This is a genomic window from Micromonospora sp. NPDC000668, assembly GCF_042897975.1.
Lineage (GTDB): Bacteria > Actinomycetota > Actinomycetes > Mycobacteriales > Micromonosporaceae > Micromonospora.
In genome coordinates this window covers 559550-580838 of the sequence record NZ_JBIAYP010000003.1, presented here as the reverse complement: position 1 = coordinate 580838, position 21289 = coordinate 559550, and the positions used below count along the sequence as shown (strand labels likewise).

General features: G+C 72.0%; 19 protein-coding genes. 12 read left to right on the top strand and 7 right to left on the bottom strand.

All coding sequences use genetic code 11. The features are described 5' to 3' along the window. Position 1: 1 nt before the first annotated feature. Positions 2 to 787, bottom strand: coding sequence for an ABC transporter ATP-binding protein (locus tag ACFY29_RS18895; RefSeq protein WP_328420458.1), 786 nt, complete (start codon positions 785 to 787; stop codon positions 2 to 4). Positions 788 to 1058: 271 nt separating this feature from the next. Here ACFY29_RS18895 and ACFY29_RS18890 point away from each other — a divergent pair, with 271 nt between their 5' ends. Both ACFY29_RS18890 and ACFY29_RS18885 read left to right on the top strand, forming a co-directional pair. Further along, a complete protein-coding gene (locus ACFY29_RS18890) occupies positions 1059 to 2090 on the top strand; it encodes an ABC transporter substrate-binding protein (protein ID WP_386987765.1) in 1032 nt (343 codons plus the stop codon). Positions 2091 to 2182: 92 nt separating this feature from the next. Continuing rightward, positions 2183 to 3043 (top strand): ABC transporter permease, encoded by an 861-nt coding sequence (locus tag ACFY29_RS18885; RefSeq protein WP_328420454.1) that lies wholly within the window; start codon positions 2183 to 2185, stop codon positions 3041 to 3043. Between the two features lie 106 nt (positions 3044 to 3149). On the opposite strand, the gene ACFY29_RS18880 is transcribed toward ACFY29_RS18885, so the two are convergent. Next, complete coding sequence (locus tag ACFY29_RS18880; protein ID WP_328420452.1) at positions 3150 to 4331, bottom strand: ABC transporter substrate-binding protein; 1182 nt, start codon at positions 4329 to 4331, stop codon at positions 3150 to 3152. A gap of 445 nt (positions 4332 to 4776) precedes the next feature. On the opposite strand from ACFY29_RS18880, the gene ACFY29_RS18875 reads away from it, so the two are divergent. The 4 genes from ACFY29_RS18875 to ACFY29_RS18860 all read left to right on the top strand — a co-directional run bounded on the left by ACFY29_RS18875 (position 4777) and on the right by ACFY29_RS18860 (position 9353). Next, a complete protein-coding gene (locus tag ACFY29_RS18875) occupies positions 4777 to 7890 on the top strand; it encodes a nitrate- and nitrite sensing domain-containing protein (protein WP_386987760.1) in 3114 nt (1037 codons plus the stop codon). Continuing rightward, positions 7887 to 8294: a roadblock/LC7 domain-containing protein gene (locus ACFY29_RS18870; protein ID WP_007465177.1), complete on the top strand. Its 408-nt coding sequence runs from the start codon at positions 7887 to 7889 to the stop codon at positions 8292 to 8294. Before ACFY29_RS18875 ends, ACFY29_RS18870 begins: the two co-directional genes overlap by 4 nt. An 89-nt stretch (positions 8295 to 8383) precedes the next feature. Next, complete coding sequence (locus ACFY29_RS18865) at positions 8384 to 8749, top strand: DUF742 domain-containing protein (protein WP_328420448.1); 366 nt, start codon at positions 8384 to 8386, stop codon at positions 8747 to 8749. Continuing rightward, complete coding sequence (locus ACFY29_RS18860) at positions 8730 to 9353, top strand: ATP/GTP-binding protein (protein WP_328420446.1); 624 nt, start codon at positions 8730 to 8732, stop codon at positions 9351 to 9353. Before ACFY29_RS18865 ends, ACFY29_RS18860 begins: the two co-directional genes overlap by 20 nt. A gap of 42 nt (positions 9354 to 9395) precedes the next feature. On the opposite strand, the gene ACFY29_RS18855 is transcribed toward ACFY29_RS18860, so the two are convergent. Genes ACFY29_RS18855 through ACFY29_RS18835 form a run of 5 tightly spaced genes read right to left on the bottom strand, consistent with a single transcriptional unit; the run spans position 9396 to position 16903 of the window. Then, the gene (locus tag ACFY29_RS18855; protein WP_328420445.1) at positions 9396 to 10484 is read right to left on the bottom strand and encodes a uroporphyrinogen-III synthase; all 1089 of its coding nucleotides are present in this window, start codon (positions 10482 to 10484) and stop codon (positions 9396 to 9398) included. Continuing rightward, a complete protein-coding gene (gene nirD / locus ACFY29_RS18850; protein WP_328420443.1) occupies positions 10484 to 10831 on the bottom strand; it encodes a nitrite reductase small subunit NirD in 348 nt (115 codons plus the stop codon). The genes ACFY29_RS18855 and nirD overlap by 1 nt, the downstream gene beginning before the upstream one ends. After that, positions 10828 to 13341 carry a nitrite reductase large subunit NirB gene (gene nirB, locus ACFY29_RS18845; protein WP_386987753.1) on the bottom strand — a complete coding sequence of 838 codons (2514 nt, stop codon included), beginning with the start codon at positions 13339 to 13341 and terminating at the stop codon, positions 10828 to 10830. Before nirB ends, nirD begins: the two co-directional genes overlap by 4 nt. Next, on the bottom strand, positions 13338 to 14777 hold the full coding sequence (locus tag ACFY29_RS18840) for an FAD-dependent oxidoreductase (protein WP_386987750.1): 1440 nt from the start codon (positions 14775 to 14777) through the stop codon (positions 13338 to 13340). The genes nirB and ACFY29_RS18840 overlap by 4 nt, the downstream gene beginning before the upstream one ends. Continuing rightward, positions 14774 to 16903, bottom strand: a complete 2130-nt coding sequence (locus tag ACFY29_RS18835; RefSeq protein WP_386988507.1) for a molybdopterin oxidoreductase family protein — start codon at positions 16901 to 16903, stop codon at positions 14774 to 14776. Before ACFY29_RS18835 ends, ACFY29_RS18840 begins: the two co-directional genes overlap by 4 nt. 310 nt (positions 16904 to 17213) lie before the next feature. Here ACFY29_RS18835 and ACFY29_RS18830 point away from each other — a divergent pair, with 310 nt between their 5' ends. The 6 genes from ACFY29_RS18830 (at position 17214) to rpsI (ending at position 21229) form a co-directional block, all read left to right on the top strand. After that, positions 17214 to 17939 carry a class I SAM-dependent methyltransferase gene (locus ACFY29_RS18830; protein WP_328420435.1) on the top strand — a complete coding sequence of 242 codons (726 nt, stop codon included), beginning with the start codon at positions 17214 to 17216 and terminating at the stop codon, positions 17937 to 17939. A gap of 87 nt (positions 17940 to 18026) precedes the next feature. Then, positions 18027 to 18284: a DUF6364 family protein gene (locus ACFY29_RS18825; RefSeq protein ID WP_328420433.1), complete on the top strand. Its 258-nt coding sequence runs from the start codon at positions 18027 to 18029 to the stop codon at positions 18282 to 18284. Then, positions 18274 to 18567 carry a hypothetical protein gene (locus ACFY29_RS18820; RefSeq protein WP_328420431.1) on the top strand — a complete coding sequence of 98 codons (294 nt, stop codon included), beginning with the start codon at positions 18274 to 18276 and terminating at the stop codon, positions 18565 to 18567. Before ACFY29_RS18825 ends, ACFY29_RS18820 begins: the two co-directional genes overlap by 11 nt. 141 nt (positions 18568 to 18708) lie before the next feature. Then, positions 18709 to 20091 (top strand): MFS transporter, encoded by a 1383-nt coding sequence (locus ACFY29_RS18815; protein WP_386987745.1) that lies wholly within the window; start codon positions 18709 to 18711, stop codon positions 20089 to 20091. A gap of 209 nt (positions 20092 to 20300) precedes the next feature. Continuing rightward, positions 20301 to 20744, top strand: a complete 444-nt coding sequence (gene rplM / locus ACFY29_RS18810; RefSeq protein ID WP_109815637.1) for a 50S ribosomal protein L13 — start codon at positions 20301 to 20303, stop codon at positions 20742 to 20744. Between the two features lie 20 nt (positions 20745 to 20764). After that, positions 20765 to 21229, top strand: coding sequence for a 30S ribosomal protein S9 (gene rpsI / locus ACFY29_RS18805; RefSeq protein WP_328420426.1), 465 nt, complete (start codon positions 20765 to 20767; stop codon positions 21227 to 21229). Positions 21230 to 21289: the final 60 nt, after the last annotated feature.

Genomic DNA, 21289 nt, shown 5'->3' with positions numbered 1-21289 from the left:
TTCATCGTCCTTCCGCGCCGGCCACGGCCGGCTGGTCACGTTCCATCAACAGCTCGTGCAGGTCGGCGCTGACCTGGGCGACGTCCGCGAGGTGGGCGTTGCGGCCCAGGGTGCGGGGCCGGGGGATGTTCACCTCGACCACCTTGCGGATCCGGCCGGGCCGGGGGCTCAGCACGACCACCCGGTCGGCGAGCAGCACCGCCTCGTCGATCGAGTGGGTGACGAAGATGATGCTCGGCCGGTTCTCCATGTGCACCCGCTGGAGTTCGCCCGAGAGCTCCTCGCGGGTGAGCGCGTCGAGCGCGGAGAACGGCTCGTCCATCAGCATCACCCGGGGCTCGCCGATCAGCGACCGGCACAGCGACACCCGCTGCTGCATGCCGCCGGAGAGCTCGTGCGGCAGCCGCTTCTCGAAGCCGGACAGCCCGGCCACGTCGAGCAGTCGCCGGGCCCGCTCGCGGTGCTTGGCGCGGCTCCAGCCGAAGATCTCCACCGGCAGCAGGACGTTGTCCAGCACGGTGCGCCAGGGCAGCAGCGCCGGCTTCTGGAACAGCATGGCGATGTCCCGGCGGGGCCGGGTGATCGGCGTACCGGCCACGGTGATCTCGCCGGCGGTCAGCGGGAGCAGCCCGGCGACCAGCCGCAGCAGGGTGGACTTGCCGCACCCGGAGCGCCCGAGCACGGCGACGAACTCGCCATCGGCGACGTCGAGGTCGATGCCCCGCAACGCCTCCACCCGGCCGGATCGGCCCTCGAAGGTACGGGACACCCCGGACAGTCGGATCATCTCCGGCGGACCTCCGCTGAGTGGACGGTCAGGAATCCGGCAAAGGTTATCCGGCTCGTCTCCCTATCGCACCGTCCGGGGTGGTCGTCAGGTTGTTTCCGTTCCGCAACGCGGTACGCCTGGCGTCGCAAAGGTGGGTTTCTCGTACGCTGTGCCCGCGAAGAGTCCCCTCACGACGGCGGTGCCCGGCTTCCACCCCCCTCGCCGGTCCCGCCACGACAACCCCCTCCGGTGGCCTGCCGGCCCCGGTCGGAAAGGACATGGTGCACTGATGAGAAGGCTGACCCGTACGGTCGCTACGGCCGCGCTGGCCACCGCCCTCGCCCTCGTCTCCGCCTGCAGCAGCGGGTCGGACTCGTCCGACGACGCCAAGGGCGGCAACGGCGGGGCTCTGGAGAAGGTGACCTACCTCACCTCCTTCGGCAACTTCGGCCGTGACTCCTACGCCTGGGTGGCGAAGGACAAGGGCTTCTTCAAGGAGGCCGGCTTCGACGTCGAGATCAAGGCCGGTCAGGGCACCGGTGGTGTGATCCAGACCGTCGTCGGTGGCCAGGCCGACTTCGGGCCGATCGACCTCACCGGCGGCCTGCTGCAGCTCGGCAACGGCCAGGCGAAGGACTTCGTCGCGGTGGCCGCGATCCAGCAGCGCACGATGGCCGGCATCGCCACCGTCGAGGGCAAGAACATCGCCTCCCCGAAGGACCTGGAGGGCAAGAAGCTCGCCGACACTCCCGGGTCCGTGGTCCGCAACCTGTTCCCGACGTACGCCCGGCTCGCCGGCGTGGACGTCAACAAGGTGACCTGGGTCAACGGTGAGGCGCAGGCGCTGATCGGCACGCTCGCCTCCGGTTCGGTGGACGGCATCGGCCAGTTCGTCGTGGGTCAGCCGACCATCGAGGCGGTGGCCAAGAAGAAGGCCGTCATGCTGCCGTACAGCAACGTGATGCAGGACCTCTACGGCAACGTGCTGATCACCTCCTCGAAGATCGCCAAGGAGAAGCCCGAGATGGTGAAGCGGTTCACCGCGGCGCTGCTCAAGGGCCTCGAGTACAGCCTGGCGAACTCGAAGGAGGCCGCCGACATCCTGAAGAAGAACGTCGACGCCACCAACCCGGCCTCGGCCGCCGCCGAGCTTGAGCTGATGGCGGCGTACGTCCGCTCCGGTAACTCCGGCACCGCGGTCGGCACCCTGGACAACGGCCGGGTAGCCAAGAGCATCGCGATCCTGCAGGGCGCTGGCGCCCTGAAGCAGAACATCACCCCCGAGCAGATCATCGACTTCAGCCTCACGCCGAAGGCCTGATCGCGCGCCGTCACCAGGGGGTACGTCCCGCCGATTCCGGTGGGGCGTACCCCCGTCGGCCCATTGGGCCGTGGGATTTCGAGGAGGACAAGATGACCGACGTCCGGGCAGCGGAGCCGGTGGCGGGGGTGCCCACGCCCCCGGGTGCCGGCCCCGAGGTGGGGCGAGCGGGTCGGGGCGCCGGCCTCCGCTCCGGGGCCGGGGCGGCGTTGCTGCCCGTGGCTGGCCTCCTGGTCGCCCTGGCGGCGTGGTGGTTGATCGCCCGGCTGGAGTTGGTGCACCCGGCGGCCCTGCCACCGCCAGGCGATGTGCTCGCCGCTTTCACCGACAAGCCGGCCCGGATGCTGGAGCACACCTGGGACACCCTGCTGGAGATCCTGATCGGCTTCGTCCTGTCGGCGGCGGCGGGTGTCCTGATCGGACTCTCCCTGGCCAGCTCCCGCACGGTGGAGCGGATGTTCACCCCGCTGCTGGTCGCCATCAACGCGGTACCCAAGATCACACTGGGTCCGCTGCTGGTGGTCGCACTCGGCTGGGGTCAGAAGCCGATCCTGACCATGGTGTTCCTGCTCTGCTTCTTCCCGATCGTGCTCTCCACCGCGACCGGGCTGACCACCACCCCGGCCGACCTGGCCGAGCTGGTGCGCTCCTGGAACGCCTCCCGCTGGCAGGCGTTCCGCAAGGTGCGCTTCCCGGCCGCGCTGCCGCAGATCTTCGTCGGGCTCAAGGTGGCCATGCCACTGGCGGCGATCGGCGCGGTGATCGGTGAGTTCCAGGCCGGCGAGACTGGCCTGGGCTACGTCATCCTCCAGTACGCCGGTGTCGGCGACACCGCCACCGCCTGGTCGGCGATCATGCTGGTGGCGCTGGTGAGCATCCTGCTCTACTCGACGCTGGTGCTGGTCGAGCGGCTCGCCCTGCCCTGGGTACGGGAGACCACCAGCAGCCGCTGACCACCGAGGTCATCGCCGAAGCCGAGCCGGATACGGCAGGGCCACACCGCCCTTCGACGCCCGAGAGCGTCGGAGAACGGTGTGGCCCTTTGGCTTTGAGTCGGCCTCAGCCCGCCAGCCGCCACCGGCCGTTGCGGGCAACCAGCGTGGTGAGCGCCTGCGGCATCAGCCCGGAGTGGTTGTCCGGCGTCATCCGGATCGGGCCGGAGAGACCGTCCATCTGGGACGTTTCCAGCACGTCGCGGAGGCCGTCGCGGTCCACCTTCCCGACCGGACCGCCAGCACGCAGCTCGGCATCGGCGATCAGCTGGACCGCGTCGGCGGCGAAGGACGAGGACCCGTTGTACCCGCCGAATCGCGCGGTGTAGTCCTGGAACCACTGCCGCCGGGCCGCCTTGGCCGGTGTGGTGGCGATCACGTCATCGATCACCATGGTCTGCGTGAAGATCAGCGTGGCACGCTCGGTGGCCTGGGCCGCCGCGCCGAGGAAGAGGTCGCCGGCCGCGCCCGCGTCGAAGAAGAGCGACCCACGGAAGGCGGCCTGCTGGGCGCTGGTGGCGGCGAGCGTCGCCTGCTCCGGCGGGGTCCAGATGACCAGCGCGTCGGGCTTTTCCTCGGCGAGCCGTCCGACCTGCTGACCGACCTCGGTGTCGGTGGTCTTCACCGACTCCTCGCCGACCGGCTTGATATTGGCCTTGGTCAGTTCGCGGCGGAGCGCGACGGCGCCCTCCCGGCCGTAGTCATCGTCGGTGTAGAGCAGACCCACCTTGCGGATGTTCTTGCGGCGCAGTTCTGTGGTGAGCGCGGAGGCGCTGTCCACGGCGTTCGGGCCCAGCTTGAACATGTAGCGCCGCTCGGCGGCCGGGCTGGCGATCGTCCCGGAAGCGGCGAGGGCAATGGTGGGGATTTTCTTCTCGTTGATGGTCCCGACCGCGCCGACCGCGCATTCGTTGCAGCCACCCATGATGATGGCGCTGACCCGGGAATCGCTGCTGAAGTCGACGACGTTGCGCAGTGACTCGGCGGCGTCGGAACGGTTGTCCTTCACCTTCAGCTCGATCTTCCGGTCGTTCAGTGCTCCGGAGGAGTTCAACTGGTCCCTCTTGAGTTCCAGCGCGCGCTGGTATGCCCGCCCGACGGGGGCGGCGGCGCCGGAGAGTTCGAGGTCCGCGGCGATCACGATCGGACTAGTGTCCTGCTCTGCCTCGCCGAACTGGCAGCCGGTGAGCGTGGTGGCCATTACGGCCGATGCGAGCGCCGCGATGGTCGCGGAGCGGATGGGGCTCAACTCAGTCCTCCAGGTGCGGGCGCGGGCGCTGCCCGGTCACCGCCGCTAATCCGTCCTCAGTAGAGGGACGGGATCGGTCTGCCGTACGGTGTGACGCGAAGCCTGCAAAACCTTGCCAATGGCCGGCGCTGTGGTCAAGCGCGGACCCTGGTTGCACTTTCGGGACGACCATCCCACATGCTGGGGTAACGCAATGTTTGCAAAAGCTCACTTTGCATACACGCGTGACCACTCTGGAGTCACATGCCCTGTTCAGGGGCTTGCGGAAATGAAGGTATCAGTTGACCGGATCACGGGTTGCGCGCCGTCCGACCGTTTCCTGCCTCACTGCGGCTTCCCAAACAGGATCTTCTCTGATGAAATCGCGGCCGTGCCGCGCGTGGTCCCCTCCGCCTACGGCACGGCTCGGCGGGTCAGGCGGGGAAGAAACGACGGAGGCGATGTCGTGAGCACCGGACCGACGACCCTGCCCGCGCTCGGCGACAGCGCTCGGCCCTCGCGCCGACGGTTGCCGAGACTGCGTGACGCCCGGATCCGGTCCAAGCTGGCGCTGATCCTGGTCGTCCCGGTGGCGGCAGTGATCGCGCTGGCCACGGTCCGGCTGATCTCGGTTGGCGAGGGCGCCCTCGACGCCACTCGGGCGCGGTCACTCACCGCACTCTCCATCGACGTCAGCGCGCTGACGCAGGACCTCCACTCCGAGCGGATGGCCGCGGCGGCCTACCTGGCCACCCCGCAGCAGCCGGCCGACTCGTACAACCTGCGGGTCCGCCAGACGCAGCAGCGGGTGGACGAGTACCGCACCGAGCGGGGCCGGATCGGCGAGGTGCCGGCGGCGCTGCGGGGCCGGCTGGCGGCCATCGACGACCACCTGGCCACCCTGGACGCCACCCGTCAGGAGGTGCTCGACCGTCGGCAGATGGCCGTCGCCGAGGCGGTGCTGCGCTACGGCGTCATCCTTACCGACCTGGTCGCTTACGGCGACGGGCTGGCCCAGCTGCCTGGCGAGGAGAGCCTGTCGGACAGCCGCCGGGCGGTCGCCGCCTTCGCGCGGGCCAAGGCGTCGGTCGCCGAGGAGCAGGCGGTCGCCTTCACCGCGCTGACCGCCGGCCAGCTCGACTCGGAGCAGTTCTCCTCCTTCGTGGCCACGCTGACCAGCCAACAGGAGGCCCTGGTCTCCTTCTCGCTCGCCGCTGACCCGGTGCAGCGGTCCCTGGTCAACAGCACCGTCTCCGGCGACGCGGTCGGCCTGGCCGACCGGGTGGCCACCGACATCACCCGCTCGGTGGGGCGGCGCTCGCTGGTCGGCGTGCAGGACGCCACCGCCGCCATCGGCGCGGTCAACGACCTGATGCGCTGGGCCGAGGTCCAACTGCAGAACCGGCTGTTCGAGCAGGCCGACCAGGCGCGCTCGGACGTCATCCAGCAGGCTGTGGTCGAGTCGGTGCTGGTGCTGCTGACCCTGATCATCGCCGTGTCGCTGGCCGTGGTGCTGGCCCGGTCGCTGAACCACTCGCTGCGACGTCTGCGTGAGGGCGCGCTCTCGGTGGCCAACCACGACCTGCCCGACGCGGTCAAGCGGCTGCAGAACATGGGCAGCGTGGGCGACGGCGGGGTGGAGGAGATCGTCCGGCAGGTCCGGGACCCGATCCAGCTCACCAACCGCGACGAGGTCGGTCAGGTGGCGTTGGCATTCAACGTCGTGCACCGGGAGGCGGTCCGGGTCGCGGCTGAGCAGGCCGCGCTGCGTACCAGCGTCTCGGCGATGTTCCTCAACCTGGCCCGCCGTAGTCAGAGCCTGGTCGACAAGATGATCGGTGAGCTGGACGCGATCGAGCGCGGCGAGGAGGACCCGAAGCGGCTGGCACAGCTCTTCGAGCTGGACCACCTGGCCACGCGGATGCGCCGCAACGACGAGAACCTGCTGGTCCTGGCCGGCGCCGACTCCGCCGTACCGCGTCGCGACGACGCGCTGGTGGTGGACGTGCTGCGCGCCGCCCAGTCCGAGGTGGAGCTGTACAACCGGATCGAGTTCGGCACCGTCGACACCGACATCTCGGTCGCCGCGCACGCGGTCAACGACGTCGTGCGGCTCGTCGCTGAGCTGCTCGACAACGCCACCCGGTTCTCGCCGCCGAACACCACGGTGGTCGCCGACGGTCGCCGGATCCGCGACTACGTGCTGATCCAGATCGAGGACCGGGGGCTCGGCCTCAGCGACGAGCAGCTCGACTCACTCAACCGGCGACTGGCCGCGCCACCGAGCGTGGACGTCGCCGCGTTCCGGCTGATGGGTCTGGCAGTGGTGAGCCGGCTCGCCTCCCGCTACAGCATCCGGGTGGAGCTGCGCCGCAACGTCGAGGGCGGCACAGTCGCTCAGGTGACGCTGCCCGCCGCCACCGTGGTGCTGCCCGTCAACCGGGGCCGCGACCAGGTGCTCACCCGGCCACGCCAGCCGATGGCGGTCGAGCAGGCGCCGCTCACTCCGGCCGGCCACAGCGAGCCGTTCGCCGGCGCCACCACCGCGGCAGCGACGCTGCCCGACCAGTGGCGGACCAGCGCGCCGGCGCCGGCACAGTGGCAGTCCCCGCTGGATGCGCGGGACACCGCCCCGGCCGTGCAGGCCGGTAGCTTCAGCGGAGCGAACACGGCGGCCCCGGCCGCGCCGGCCCGGCCGGCGTACGGCAACACCACGGGTGCCTCGGTGGGCAGCCCGACCGTGGCCTACCCGACGATCGACCCGCTGCCCCGGCGCGGCTCCGCGGCGGACGCCACCGACGGGCGGAGCGGTCCGGTGCTGCCGGTCGGGCCGGTCGCCGGCCCCGGCGCGGTCGCACCGCCGGCCACGCTGCCGGCGCCGGCCGCACCGATCAGCACCCGGCCGGAGTTCCCCGCCGAGGCGCCGATCTTCCGGGAGATGGAGGCGGTCTGGTTCCGGTCGCACGGCGACGACGCCACCGCGATCTTCACCCGACCGAAGTTCGACTCGCCGCCGGCCACCGTCAGCGCCGGGTCGGCCGATGCGGGTCTGCGCACGGGCAACGGCGGCTACCCGGCAACCGCGTCCGCGCCGGCCGCGGCACCGGCCCGACCGCCGCTGCCCACCCGTACCCCGGGCAGTTCCAACGCCGACGGTCTCGGGCCGTCGGGCACCGGGAGCATCAACGGGTTCGACACGGGGGGAGGCGGCACGGCGCCGCCGTCGTACAACCCTCCGCCGGCCGCCCGAACGGCGCCATCCGCGCCCGCCGCTCCGAGCACGCCCGCCAGGCCGGCCACGGACCCGGACGCCTGGCGGACGGCGGCGGACGAGGGCTGGTCCCGGGCCAGCCGGGCTGCCGAGCCGGCCCCGGCCGGAACAACGCGCTCCGGGCTGCCCAAGCGGGTGCCGCAGGCGCAGCTCGTGCCGGGCGGTATCGAACCGAAGAGCGGCCGGGATCGCAGCCGGCGGACCCCCGATGAAGTACGCGGCCTGTTGTCGGCCTACCACCGCGGCGTACAGCGCGGCCGGACGGCCGGTACGGACCTGAACAGCACCTCGACCAAGGAGAGCCGATGAACAGGCCAGCTGCCATGCAGGACATGGGTTGGCTGCTCACCAACTTCGCCGACAGCGTGGCGGGCATCGCCCACGTGGTGGCGGTGTCCGCCGACGGGCTGCTGCTCGCCTCCTCCCGGGATCTGCCCGGGGACCGGGCGGACCAGCTCGCTGCGATCACCTCCGGCGTGGTGAGCCTGACCGAGGGCGCGGCCCGGATGTTCAGCGCGGGCGGGGTGTTGCAGACCGTCATCGAGATGGACAGCGGCTACCTCTTCCTCATGTCGATCAGTGACGGCTCGTCGATGGCCGTGCTGGCCGCGCGTAGCTGCGACGTGGGCCAGGTGGGCTACGAGATGGCGCTGCTGGTCGAACGGGTGGGTGCCGCGCTGGTGCCGCTGCCACGGGACGCGGTGCGCTCGTAGCGACTAGACACGGCGCGCGGCCCGCGTGCCGGACCAGGGATGGGAGGCGGTGTGGACCGGCTCCGCAGGGGACGAGGAGGTGATCGGGGATGGACCAACGACGCGCTGACCCGCGCGGCGCTCTGGTGCGTCCGTACGCGGTCACCCGTGGTCGTACCGAGCCCCGGCAGGACATCGCTCTCGAGGCGGTCCTCACGGCTTCTCCCACCCAGGTCGCCGAGTCCCGCTTCGCCGGGCATGACAAGCACCGCATCGCCACGGTCTGTGAAGGCCGGGCACAGTCGCTGGCGGAGATCGCCGCGTACACCCGGATGCCGCTGGGCGTCGCCCGGGTGTTGGTCGCCGACATGGTGACCGAGAGCCTGCTGACGTTACACACTGCTGCTCCCGCCGAGGGATTCGAGGAGCGAATGGAACTGCTTGGAAGGGTGCTAAGTGGACTTCGCAGGCTATGACCCCGCTGGGGGGCGGCAGAGCCGGGGAATCGTCTCCGCGAAGATCGTCGTCGCGGGCGGCTTCGGCGTCGGCAAGACGACACTCGTCGGTTCGATCTCCGAGATCACACCGCTGACCACCGAGGCGGTGATGACCGCGGCCGGTGTCGGCATCGACGACCCGTCCAAGGTGCCGGGCAAGGAGACCACCACGGTCGCCATGGACTTCGGCCGTATCACCATGGCCCAGGACCTGATCCTGTACCTCTTCGGCACACCCGGCCAGACCCGGTTCTGGTTCATGTGGGACGAGATCATCCGGGGTGCGGTGGGTGCCGCCGTACTGGTGGACACCCGCCGGATCACCGATGCGTTCGCCCCGCTGGACTACTTCGAGAACCGCAACCTGCCGTACGTGGTGGCGCTTAACCGGTTCGACGGCGCTCCCCAGTACGACCTGGACGAGGTCCGCGAGGCGCTGGCCATCTCGCCGCACGTGCCGCTGGTGATGACCGACGCCCGGCACCGGGAGTCGGTCAAGCAGGTGCTGGTGACGGTGGTCGAGCACGCCATGCTCCGGCTCCAGTCCGAGCAGGGTCGAGGCTTCCCCACGCCGGTCGGCTGACCCGAGGCGGCCGGCCGGTCCGTTCCGGCCGGCCGCGACGCGTCAGTCGACCCGGAGCCGGTAGCCGCGCTTGACCACGGTCTGCACCACACGGGGAGCGCGCAGGGCGGCCCGGAGCCGGGCCACGGCCATCTCCACCGCGTGCTCGTCCGCGCCACGGGGCAGGGCCCGCAGCAGCGCCGTGCGCGACAGCACCCGGCCGGGCGACTGGGCCAGCGCCCGCAGCACCGCCATCGGGGCAGGGGCGAGCGGGCGCAGCTCGCCGTCGATCACCGCGGCGTGCCCGCGCAGGGTGAGCAGGTGCCCATCGGCCTTGAACGTCATGGTTCGGCGGGGCAGCTCTTCGACGATGGTCCGTACCAGCGCGCCCAACCGGGCCCGGCTGGGCGCGCAGACCGGCACCCCGCGCCGCAGCAGCGGCTCGGCGGTCACCGCGCCGACGCAACTGGCCAGTACGTCCTTGTGAAACGCGGACACCATTGCGTCGGTGCGGTCCCCGGCCGCCCGCAGCAGCGCCTCGGCCGCCGGCGCCGAGGTGAACGTCACCGCGTCCACCAGCCGGCCGGCGATCAGGTCGATCAGTCGGTGCAGCGGCGCCGGGTCGGTCGGCGGGGCCCAGCGGTAGACCGGCACCTCGATGACCGTGGCACCGGCCGCCTCCAGCGCGAGCGTGCACTCCGGCTGCCGCTCGCCGTGCAGTTGCATGGCGATCACCTGCCCGGCCACGCCGCGCCGGCGCAGGTGGTCGACCACCTCGTCGCAGCTCTCCGAGGCAGGCGACCACTGATCGTGCAGCCCTGCGGCCCGGACCGCACCGCGTGCCTTGGGGCCCCGGGCGACCACGTACGAGCTGGCCAGGACCGAGCGCAGCGACTCGGCCAGCCCCCAGCCCTCGGCCGCCTCCAGCCACCCACGCATGCCGATGCCGGTGTTGGCCATCAGGATGTCCGGTGGCTGGTCCAGGCAGGCCCGGGTCGCCTCGCGCAGCTCGGTGTCGTCGGACAGCGGCACGATCCGCAGTGCCGGGGCGAGCACCACCCGGGCGCCTCGCCGTTCGAGCAGCGCGGCAAGCTCGTCGCGCCGCCGGTCGGCGGTCACCCCGATGGTGAAGCCGGCCAGTTCCTCCCGCATCAGCCCTCCTGTCGCAGCCGCACTTCGACCAGCCCGCCGCGGCAGCGCGCGTCGTGCCGGGTCACGGCCACCCCGGGCAGGTCGAGGCAGTGCCCGGTGCGGAGGTCGTACACCTGCTTGTGCAGCGGCGAGGCGATCGTCGGCACCCCTCTGCGGCTGCCCACGATGCCCCGGGACAGCACGTACGCCCCGGAGACCGGATCGCGGTTGTCGATCGCGAACAGCCCGTCCGCGGTCCGGAAGAGGGCGACCTGCACCCCGTCAACCAGGGCGGCGACCCCCCGGTCCGGTTCCAGCCGGTCGAGAGGGCAGACCGGGGCCCAGCCCAGCGTGGTGGCGTGGTTCATCGCCGCACCTCCGGCAGGCCCAGCGCGACCGGCTGGGGTCGGGCCGGGGTGTGGCCGCCCGCCGGCACCGGCTGGCCGCGTTCCCGCGCGAAGGTGATCGACGGGTCGGGTACCTCGGGAGCATTGACGAAGGAGGTGTAGCGGCGCAGCCGATCCGGGTCGTCCAGCACGTCGCGCCACTCGTCGGAGTACGACGCCACGTGCCGGGCCATTGCCGCGTCCAGTTCGGCGCAGAGGCCCAGCGCGTCGTCCACGATCACCGAGCGCAGGTGGTCCAGGCCGCCGTCCATCGCCTCGATCCAGCCGGCCGTGCGCTGCAGTCGGTCGGCGGTGCGGATGTAATAGATCAAGAATCTGTCGATCAGCGAAATCAGCGCTTCCGTCGACAGGTCGGTGGCGAACAAATCGGCGTGCCGGGGCCGGAAGCCACCGTTGCCACCGACGTAGAGATTCCAGCCGCTTTCGGTGGCGATGATGCCGAAGTCCTTGCTACGGGCCTCGGCGCACTCCCGAGCGCAGCCGGAGACCGCTGACTTGATCTTGTGCGGGGCACGCAACCCCCGATAGCGCAGCTCCAGCGCCACGGCCAACCCCACCGAGTCCTGCACCCCGTACCGGCACCAGGTCTCTCCGACGCAGGACTTCACCGTGCGCAGCGCCTTGCCGTACGCGTGGCCGGACTCGAAGCCGGCGTCCACCAGCCGCCGCCAGATCTGCGGCAACTGCTCCACCCGCGCCCCGAACAGGTCGATCCGCTGCCCGCCGGTGATCTTCGTGTAGAGCTGGAAGTCCCGGGCGACCTCACCGATCACGATCAGCTTTTCGGGGGTGATCTCGCCGCCGGGGATCCGGGGCACCACCGAGTAGCTGCCGTCGCGTTGCAGGTTGGCCAGGAAGTGGTCGTTGGTGTCCTGCAACGACGCCTGCTCCCCGTCGAGCACGTGCCCGGCGCCCAGCGAGGCGAGGATCGAAGCCACCACCGGCTTGCAGATGTCGCAGCCGCGCCCCCGACCGTGCTCGGCGACCAGCCGGGAGAAGGTGCGGATGCCGCGCACCCGGATGATCTCGAACAGCTCCCGCCGGCTGACGTCGAAGTGCTCGCAGAGCGCGGTGGACTGCGCCACCCCGGCCGCGTCCAGGAGTTGCTTCAGCGTCGGCACGCAGGAGCCACAGCTGGTGCCGGCCCTGGTGCACGCCTTCAACGCCGGTACGTCCGCGCAGCCGCCGGCGATGGCGGCGTCCACGTCGCTCCGGGTCACCGCGTTGCAGGAGCAGACCTGGGCGGCGGCGGGCAGCGCGCCGGCGTCCGCGCCGCCGCCGTCCGGGGCGAGCAGCGCCAGCGGCGCGGCCGGCAGCGGACCACCCACGCTCGCCCGCAGCGTCGGGTACGCGTTGGCGTCGCCGACCAGCACCCCGCCGAGCAGGGTGTGCGCGTCGTCGGAGAGGACCAGCTTCGCGTAGACCCGGGTGGCCGGGTCGGTGAAGGTGACGTCCAGGCAGCCCGGGGTCGCGCCGTGCGCGTCGCCGAACGAGGCCACGTCGACGCCGAGCAGCTTCAGCTTGGTCGCGCTGTCCGCGCCCGGGAAGGTCGCCGCGCCGCCCACCAGCCGGTCGGCCACCACCTCGGCCGTCGCGTATCCCGGTGCGACCAGGCCGTGGCAGGTGCCGTCGACCGCCGCGCACTCGCCGACCGCCCAGATCCGCTCGTCGGCGGTGCGGCAGGTCGCGTCGACCAGCACCCCGCCGCGCGGACCCAGTGGCAGGCCGGCGGCTCGGGCCAGCTCGTCCCGGGGCCGGATGCCGGCGGCCACCACCACCAGATCGGCGTCGATATCAGCACCGTCGGAGAGCCCCAGGGCGGCAACGGCGCCGTCCGGGCCGGGCCGGATCGCGGTGGTGGCGACCCCGAGGTGGGTCCGCACGCCCAGCTCCTCGACGTAGCGGCGGAGCATCGCACCGCCGGCCTGGTCCACCTGCACCGGCATCAACCGGGGCGCGAACTCGACCACGTCGGTGCTCAGGCCGAGCAGCCGCAGGGCGTTCGCCGCCTCCAGCCCGAGCAGCCCGCCGCCGATCACCGCGCCGGCCCGCCGGCCTCGGGCGTACGCCTGGATCGCCGCGAGGTCGTCCAGGGTCCGGTAGACGAAGACTCCGGGCAGCTCCGTGCCGGGCACCGGCGGCACGAACGGGTAGGACCCGGTGGCCAGTACCAGCATGTCGTAGCGGTACTCGCCGGTGGCGGTGGTCACCACCCGCCGGCTCCGGTCGATGGTGGTGGCGGGCTCACCGAGACGCAGCCGCACCCCGTCGTGCGGGGTGTGCAGGTTGAGCTCACTCTCGCTCACCCCGTCGAAGAACGCCGAGAGCCGCACCCGGTCGTACGCCGGACGTCGCTCCTCGCCCAGCACGGTCACCCGCCAGCGCCCCTGCGGGTCACGGGCGCGCAGCGCGTCAACGAAGCGCTGCCCGACCATCCCATTGCCGATGACGACCAGGTCACCGCCGCTCATCGCGTCACCTCCACCGATTCCGCCTCGGCCAGCCAGTCGACGATCCCGCCCACCGCGTCCCGGCATCCGCCGCAGCCGGTGCCGGCTCGGGTCGCCGCCGCCACCGCGCCGGCCGTCCGGGCCCCGGAGCGCCAGCTGCGCACCAGCGCGCCCTTGGTCACCGTGTTGCACTGGCAGACGGTGGCCGCGTCCGGCATCAGCGCCGGTGACGCGGCCGGCGCCGCACCGGTCGCGCCGAGCGACCGGCCCAACAGCAGCGTCCGCCGGTCGGCCGGCACCGGGTGACCGCGGTCGAAGAGCTGGATCACCGTGCCGACCGCCGGGTTGTCACCGAGCAGGATCGCGCCGATCAGTCGCTCGTTCCGGATCCGCAACCGGGCATACGTGCCCCGGGTCGGGTCCGTGAAGGTCAGCTCCTCGCCCGGCCCGCCACCCACCGCGTCGCCCATCGCGGCCAGGTCGATCCCGGCCGCCTTGAGTCGGGTCACCACAGGCCGTGGCCGGTACCGGGCCAGCGGGTCCGCCCCGGTCAGCACATCGGCGAGCACCCGGGCCTGGGCCCAGGCGGGTGCGACCAGTCCGGTGAGCGCGCCGTCGTGCTCGGCGCAGTCGCCGATCGCCGAGATGCGCCGGTCGCTGGTGCGCAGCCGGTCGTCCACCACCACGCCGCGTCGCAGGGTCAACCCGGCGGCCTCGGCGAGGGCGGTGTCCGGGCGTACCCCGCAGGAGAGCACCAGCAGGTCGGCGCGCAGCGATCGGCCGTCGGCCAGGTCGAGGCGTACGCCGTCGGCCTCCGCGGCCACGCCGGTCGCCGGCACCGCGAGCTGGATGGTGACGCCGAGACCGGCGAGCGTGCCGGCGAGCACAGCGCCGGCCGCAGGGTCGAGCTGCCGTTCCATCAGGTGCCCGGTCGGGTGCACCACGGTTGTGGCCAGCCCGCGCGTGGCGAGCCCTCGGGCGGCCTCCAGGCCGAGCAGCCCGCCGCCGAGCACGAGTGCGCTGTGCGCGCCGTCCGCCGCGGCGAGGATCCGCCGGCAGTCGTCCAGGGTGCGGAACGGGACCACCCGCTCCGGTAGGTCGCCCCGGTCGAGGCCGGGCAGTGGCGGCACCACCGCCCGGCTGCCGGTGGCCAGCACCAGGTGGTCGTAGGAGATCCGTTCGCCGTGCGCGGTGCGGACCTCCCGGGCGGACCGGTCCACCGCGGTCACCGGTACGCCGATGCGCAGGTCAACGCCGTGCACGGCCGCCTCGGTCAGCTCCACGTCCGGCTCGCCGATCCGACCTGCCAGCAGCGTGGAGAGCATGATGCGGTTGTACGCGCGGTGCGGCTCCGCCCCGAGCACGGTGACCTTCCGGTCCCCTTCCCGGACGCGTAGCTCGCCGGCCAGCCGGGCGCCCGCCATCCCGTTGCCGACGATCACCACTCGGGCGGTCATGCCTTCTCCACCCTGACCGCGCAGATTTTGAACTCGGGCATCCCGGAGATCGGGTCCACCGCGTCGTTGGTCACTGAGTTGGCGCGGGCCACCCCGGCCCAGTGGAACGGGGCGAAGACGGTGTCTGGTCGGATCCCCGCGCTGAGCCGGGCCGGAGCGAGCATCTCGCCTCGGCGCGACGTGACCCGCACCGGGTCGCCGTCGTCGATGCCCAGCCGGGCGGCCAGGTCGGGATGCAGCTCGACGAACGCCTCGGGCGCGGCGCGGCGCAGCGCGGCCACCCGGCGGGTCTGGGTGCCGGACTGGTACTGGGCCAGCACCCGGCCGGTGGTGAAGTGCAGCGGGTAGGTGGCGCAGACCTCCTCGGCGGCCGGCCGGTGGTCGACGGGGTGGAACCGGGCTCGGCCGTCCGGGGTGGCGAACCGGTCGGTGAAGAGCCGTGGCGTGTCCGGCCCATCCTCGGCCGGGCAGGGCCAGTAGACGCCGTCAGCGGCGTCGATCCGGGCCCAGCTGATGCCGGCGTAGTCGGCGGCCCCGCCGGCGGAAGCCCGGCGCAGCTCGGCGAAGACGGCGGCCGGGTCGGCCGGGAACCGAGCCGCCGCGATGGCGTCCGGTCGGGCATCGGGTCCCCCCGCGGCCGGCCCGATGGCCGAGGGTCGGCTCCGCGCCTCGGTTGTCGGGTCAGCCGCGCCGGGAGCCGCCTGGTCGGCAGCGGCCAGCCGGACCGCGAGGTCGGAGATGATGGCCAGGTCGGTCCGGACGCCCGGTGGTGGCGGGCGTAACGCGCGCCGACGCAGCACACGACCCTCCAGGTTGGTCATCGTGCCGTCTTCCTCGGCCCACTGCGCGACGGGCAGCACCACGTCGGCCAGCGCGGCCGTCTCGGAGAGCAGCAGGTCGGCGACGACCAGCAGGTCGAGGTCGCGCAGCCGGCGCTCGATCCGGGCCGCCCGGGGCGCGGAGACCACCGGGTTCGAGCCGAACACCAGTAGCGCGCGGGGACCGTCGGGAGTGCCGAGGGAGTCGAGCAGTTGGTAGGCGGGCACACCCGGGCCGGGCAGCTCGTCGGCCGGTACCCCCCAGACCCCGGCCACGTGCTCCCGGGCCACCGGGTCGTCGATCCGCCGGTAGCCGGGGAGTTGGTCGGCCTTCTGCCCGTGCTCCCGCCCGCCCTGGCCGTTGCCCTGGCCGGTGAGGCAGCCGTACCCCGAGCCGGTCCGGCCGGGCAGGCCCAGGGCAAGCGCCAGGTTCACGTACGCGGTGACCGTGTCCACTCCCTTGGCATGCTGTTCGGCACCGCGCGCGGTCAGGATGATCACTCGCCTGCCGGTGCCCAGCGCCCGGGCGGTCGCCTCCAGGTCGGCCACCGGCACCCCGGAGAGCTGCTCCGCGCGGGCCGGCCACCAGGCGGCGACACTGCGACGGACCACCTCGAAGCCGGTGGTCCGCTCGGCCACGTACGTCTGGTCGATCCAGCCCTCGATGAGCGCGATGTGCAGCAGCGCGTTGGCCACCGCGAGGTCGGTGCCGGGCAACGGTTGCAGGTGCAGATCGGCCAGGCGGGCGGTGGCGGTGACCCGGGGGTCCACGACGATCAGCCGGCCACCGTTACGGCGCTGCTCGGTGAGCCAGCGCACCAGCGGCGGCATGGTCTCCGCCGGGTTCGCGCCGACCAGCAGCAGGGTGTCGGCCTGGCCCAGGTCGGCCAGTGGGAACGGCAGCCCTCGATCGACACCGAAGGCGCGCAGGCCGGCAGCCGCCGCCGAAGACATGCAGAACCGTCCGTTGTAGTCGATGTGCCGGGTGCGCAGCGCGATGCGGGCGAACTTCCCCAACGCGTACGCCTTCTCGTTGGTCAGCCCACCGCCACCGAAGACGGCGACCGCGTCCCGGCCGGCGCCGTCCTGGACGGTGCGGATGCCGGCGACGACCCGATCCAGCGCGGCGTCCCAACTGGCCGGGCGCAGCTCGCCGGTGGCCGGGTCGCGCAGCAGCGGGGTGGTCAGCCGCGCCGGGTGGTCGAGCAGGTCGGCGGCGGTCCAGCCCTTCTGGCAGAGCCCGCCCCGGTTGGTGGGGAACTGGCGGGGGTGCACCGTCACCCCGTCGTCGTCCTGGCGCAGCACCATGCCGCACTGGAGCGCGCAGTACGGGCAGTGTGTCGCCACCTCTCGGGGCGTCCGCCCCGGGCGAGTTGCCGACCGTGCACCGTCTGTCATGTCGGGAAAGCGTGCCGCCGGGCGGTTTCCGGTCCGGGTCTCTTCTGTTTCGGTCCTGTCAAGTGGGGCTCACACCGCACAGGGGCAGCGGACGTGACGGGTGGGTGGTGTCCATCGGCCTGCTGTCCGTCAGCCGTGGCCTGCGCCGCCCGCGTCTCACCGTGCGGTCGGTGCTACGCCAGGCACGCGGTTCGCGTCTAATATATGGGAAGGTTTTCTCATGGAATGGGAGAGTGCGATGAGCGTGGCGGACGCCTTCGACGCGGTTGCCGGCAGCTACGACGAGGCACGCAGGCGACTGGTGCCCTGCTTCGACGCCTTCTACGGCACCGCCGTCCAGGTGGCCGCTCCACCCCTGCGCGCCGCACTGGCCGCCGGGCGTGCCCCGGAGGTGCTGGACCTGGGCGCCGGCACCGGCCTGCTCTCGCTCCTGCTCGCCGAGGCGGTGCCGGGGGTGCGGCTGACCCTGGTGGACGCCGCGCCGGCGATGCTCGCCCGCGCCGCCGACCAGTTGAACGCCCGGTCCATACCGCACCGGACGGTCCGGGCCGGCCTGGCCGACCCGCTACCGGCCGGTCGGTACGACGCGGTGGTCAGCGCGCTGGCGATCCACCACCTGGACGACGCCGACAAGCGTGCGCTCTACCGGCGGGCCTCCGCGGCGCTGGTGCCCGGCGGGGTGTTCGTCAACGCCGAGCAGGTGGCCGGCCCGACCCCGGCCCTGGACCGGCGCTACGACGAGGTGTGGACGGCACGGATCACCGAGTTGGGCTCGCCCCCCGAGGAGATCGCCGCCGCCCGGGAGCGGATGCGGCACGACCGGCCGACGACGGTCGCCGAGCAGTGCCAGTGGCTCGCCGAGGCAGGCCTGGTCGACGTCGACTGCTACTTCAAGGAATGGCGCTTCGCGGTGTTCGGCGGCCGGGCTGCCGAGTCGACCCGGTGAGGGCCGGAATGTGCGTTTCGACGACCGGGGGTGAGTTGGCGGGCGCGCGGATGACTGGTGGTCATACCGATGGGTAGTCTCCTCGGCATGACTGCCAAGGTGACCCTGTCGTTCACAGACGAGACGATCGAGGAGGCCCGGCGGTTCGCCAAGCGCGAAGGGCTGTCGCTCTCCGCATGGATGGACCAGGCCGCCCGGGAGAAGGCGCTGCGCGAGGTCTTCACCGCGCACGCCGCCGCCGTGGGTCGCGCCGGCATGGACCTGGAGTCCGCCGCCCTCGCCGACGCCCGCGAGGTGGGCATGGTCGACGACCTGCTCTTCCGCGGCCGGCCGCGTGCTGCGTAGGGGTGAGGTCTGGCGCATCGAGGGCGCTCGGGAACGCCTCGGACTCGTGATCAGCTCGGACGTCTACAACTCCACCGACGTGCCGATCGTGATCGTGGTCGAGGTGGTCGAGGAGTCGCTGCTGCGGGACTCCCCGCTCGCCGTGACGATGGGCCGCTACGTGGTGATGCCCGACCGCCTCTCCTCGCCGATGAAGAAGTGGTTCACCGATTGCGTGGACGTCGCCGACACCGACACCATGCTCCGGGTCGGCCGCGCGCTGCGCATCCTCCAGGAGCTCTGACCTCCGACCGGGGTGCCCCGCTCACTACCGCTGCCGGCCCGCGGTGCGGTTACCGTTTCCGGGCCGACCCGCGACGGGCACCGCCCGGTAACCCGGTGTTCCTAGCGTTCCCCCTGGTCACATCGACGAGGAGGAGCCGCAGTGAGCACGCTCACCAGCACCGCAGTCACCGCCGTGCCGCCGGGCGCCACGGGGCACCGGCACCGCCTCGACGACTGGCGCCCCGAGGACCCCGACTTCTGGCGGACAACGGGCGCACCGATCGCCCGGCGCAACCTCTGGGTCTCGATCTTCGCCGAGCACGTCGGCTTCTCGGTGTGGAGCCTCTGGTCGGTGACCGTGCTCTTCCTCGGCCCCGAGTACGGCATCGATCCGGCCGGGAAATTCCTGCTCACCGCGGTGCCGGCCGCGCTGGGCGCAGTGCTGAGGCTGCCGTACACGCTGGCGGTGGCCCGCTTCGGTGGGCGGCGCTGGACGATCGTCAGCGCACTGCTGCTGCTGGTGCCCGCGGTGCCGATGACGTTGCTGCTGGAGCCCGGGGTGTCCTACACCACGCTGATGGTGCTCGCCTGCCTCACCGGCGTCGGCGGTGGCAACTTCGCATCCTCGATGGCGAACATCAACCTGTTCTATCCACAGCGGCTCAAAGGCCGGGCCCTCGGGCTCAACGCCGGCGGCGGCAACCTGGGCGTACCCGCGGTGCAGTTGGTCGGGCTGGCGGTGCTGGCCACCGCCGGTGCCGCGTACCCCCGGCTGGTTCCAGCGGTCTACCTGCCGCTGATCGTGCTGGCCGCGCTGGCGGCGGCCCGCTGGTTGGACACCGTGCCCGGGGCGCGCAACGAGTCGGGCGCGCTGCGCGAGGCCGCCCGCGACCCGCACACCTGGATCATGTCGCTCCTCTACATCGGCACCTTCGGCTCGTTCATCGGGTTCGGCTTCGCGTTCGGTCAGGTGCTCCAGCTCCAGTTCGCCGAGCGGTTCCCGACCCCTGTCGACGCTGCCTGGTTGACCTTCCTCGGCCCGCTGGTGGGCTCGCTGATCCGGCCGCTGGGCGGGCACCTCGCCGACCGACTCGGCGGAGCCCGGGTGACCTTCTGGAACTTCGTGGCGATGGCGGCCGGCGCCGGAGCGGTGCTGTACGCGGCCCGGGAGCGCTCGTTCGGGCTCTACCTGGCCGGGTTCCTCGCCCTCTTCGTCTTCTCCGGCATCGGCAACGGCTCCACGTACAAGATGATCCCGGCCATCTTCCGGGCCCGGGCGGCGGACGCGGTGGCCGCGGGCCGGCGCGACCCGGAGGCCGCCGCCCGTTGGGCGCGACGCATGACCGGCGCGTTGATCGGGATCGCCGGCGCGGTCGGCGCCTCCGGCGGGGTGCTGGTCAACGTCGCGTTCCGTCAGTCGTTCCTCAGCTCCGGCAAGGCCGACGCCGCCTACCTGGCGTTCATCGGCTGGTACGCGCTGTGTGTCGCGGTGACCTGGGTCGCGTATCGTCGTCCGAGGGCCGAAGGGCTCGCTGGCGTGTGAGCTGGGCCACGGCCGTTGGGTCGCCGCGCGGGGCCGTACCCCCGTTTTGACCTGCCGACCGGGCGCCCGGTATCGTTGCCTGCTGTTGTACGACATCCAGAGGCGTGCCCTATCAGGTACGCTTGGTCGTTCGTGCGCGCTGGTCCGGCCTGCAAGATCTGGTCACCTCGGCGCGCGACCCCAGACCGACGACGAGACAAGGTAGACCTGTGCGTACGTACAGCCCGAAGCCGGGTGAGATCGAGCGTCAGTGGCACGTCATCGACGCCTCTGATGTCGTGCTGGGCCGCCTGGCCACCCACGCCGCCACGTTGCTGCGTGGTAAGCACAAGCCGACTTTCGCGCCGCACGTCGACACGGGCGACTTTGTCGTCATCGTGAACGCGGGCAAGGTTGCGCTGACCGGCAACAAGCGCCAGACCAAGGTTGCTTACCGCCACTCCGGTTACCCGGGTGGTCTGAAGCAGGTCGGCTATGACGAGCTGCTGACCAAGCGCCCCGAGCGGGCCATCGAGCTGGCCGTGAAGGGGATGCTCCCGCACAACAAGCTCGGCCGTCAGCTGATCAAGAAGCTGAAGGTCTACGCCGGTGCCGAGCACCCGCACGGCGCTCAGCAGCCGATGCCGTTCGAGATCAAGCAGATCGCGCAGTGAGCGCGGGCGAAGGAAGCAGCATGACCGACATCACCGAGACCGAGGTTGCCCCCGAGGCCACCGAGGCGCCCGCGCCCGTCGCCCGCGCGCCGCGTGGTGACCGCCCGATCCAGACCGTGGGTCGGCGCAAGCAGGCCATCGTCCGGGTCCGTATCGTTCCGGGCACCGGCAAGATCACCTGCAACGGCCGCGACCTTGAGGCCTACTTCCCGAGCAAGGTGCACCAGCAGCTGATCAAGGACCCGCTGGTCACCGCCGAGAAGCCCGAGCAGTTCGACGTCATCGCCAACCTGCGCGGCGGCGGCACCACCGGCCAGGCCGGCGCGCTGCGGCTGGGCATCGCCCGGGCGCTGATCGTGAACGAGCCGGACGACCGCCCGGCCCTGAAGAAGGCCGGCTTCCTCACTCGGGACGCCCGGGTCAAGGAGAGCAAGAAGTACGGCCTCAAGAAGGCCCGTAAGGCTCCCCAGTACTCGAAGCGCTGATCTTCGCCAGCGCGTTGTACTTCTGACGGACGGCCGGTCCGCCTCCCCTCCAACGGGGAG

Bases quoted from the DNA above. Each gene is read 5' to 3' on its own strand.
- ACFY29_RS18895 (WP_328420458.1), bottom strand. From the start codon at position 787: ATGATCCGACTGTCCGGGGTGTCCCGTACCTTCGAGGGCCGATCCGGC.
- ACFY29_RS18890 (WP_386987765.1), top strand. From the start codon at position 1,059: ATGAGAAGGCTGACCCGTACGGTCGCTACGGCCGCGCTGGCCACCGCC.
- ACFY29_RS18885 (WP_328420454.1), top strand. From the start codon at position 2,183: ATGACCGACGTCCGGGCAGCGGAGCCGGTGGCGGGGGTGCCCACGCCC.
- ACFY29_RS18870 (WP_007465177.1), top strand. From the start codon at position 7,887: ATGAACAGGCCAGCTGCCATGCAGGACATGGGTTGGCTGCTCACCAAC.
- ACFY29_RS18865 (WP_328420448.1), top strand. From the start codon at position 8,384: ATGGACCAACGACGCGCTGACCCGCGCGGCGCTCTGGTGCGTCCGTAC.
- ACFY29_RS18855 (WP_328420445.1), bottom strand. From the start codon at position 10,484: ATGCGGGAGGAACTGGCCGGCTTCACCATCGGGGTGACCGCCGACCGG.
- nirD (WP_328420443.1), bottom strand. From the start codon at position 10,831: ATGAACCACGCCACCACGCTGGGCTGGGCCCCGGTCTGCCCTCTCGAC.
- nirB (WP_386987753.1), bottom strand. From the start codon at position 13,341: ATGAGCGGCGGTGACCTGGTCGTCATCGGCAATGGGATGGTCGGGCAG.
- ACFY29_RS18840 (WP_386987750.1), bottom strand. From the start codon at position 14,777: ATGACCGCCCGAGTGGTGATCGTCGGCAACGGGATGGCGGGCGCCCGG.
- ACFY29_RS18835 (WP_386988507.1), bottom strand. From the start codon at position 16,903: ATGGTGCTGCGCCAGGACGACGACGGGGTGACGGTGCACCCCCGCCAG.
- ACFY29_RS18830 (WP_328420435.1), top strand. From the start codon at position 17,214: ATGGAATGGGAGAGTGCGATGAGCGTGGCGGACGCCTTCGACGCGGTT.
- ACFY29_RS18825 (WP_328420433.1), top strand. From the start codon at position 18,027: ATGACTGCCAAGGTGACCCTGTCGTTCACAGACGAGACGATCGAGGAG.
- rpsI (WP_328420426.1), top strand. From the start codon at position 20,765: ATGACCGACATCACCGAGACCGAGGTTGCCCCCGAGGCCACCGAGGCG.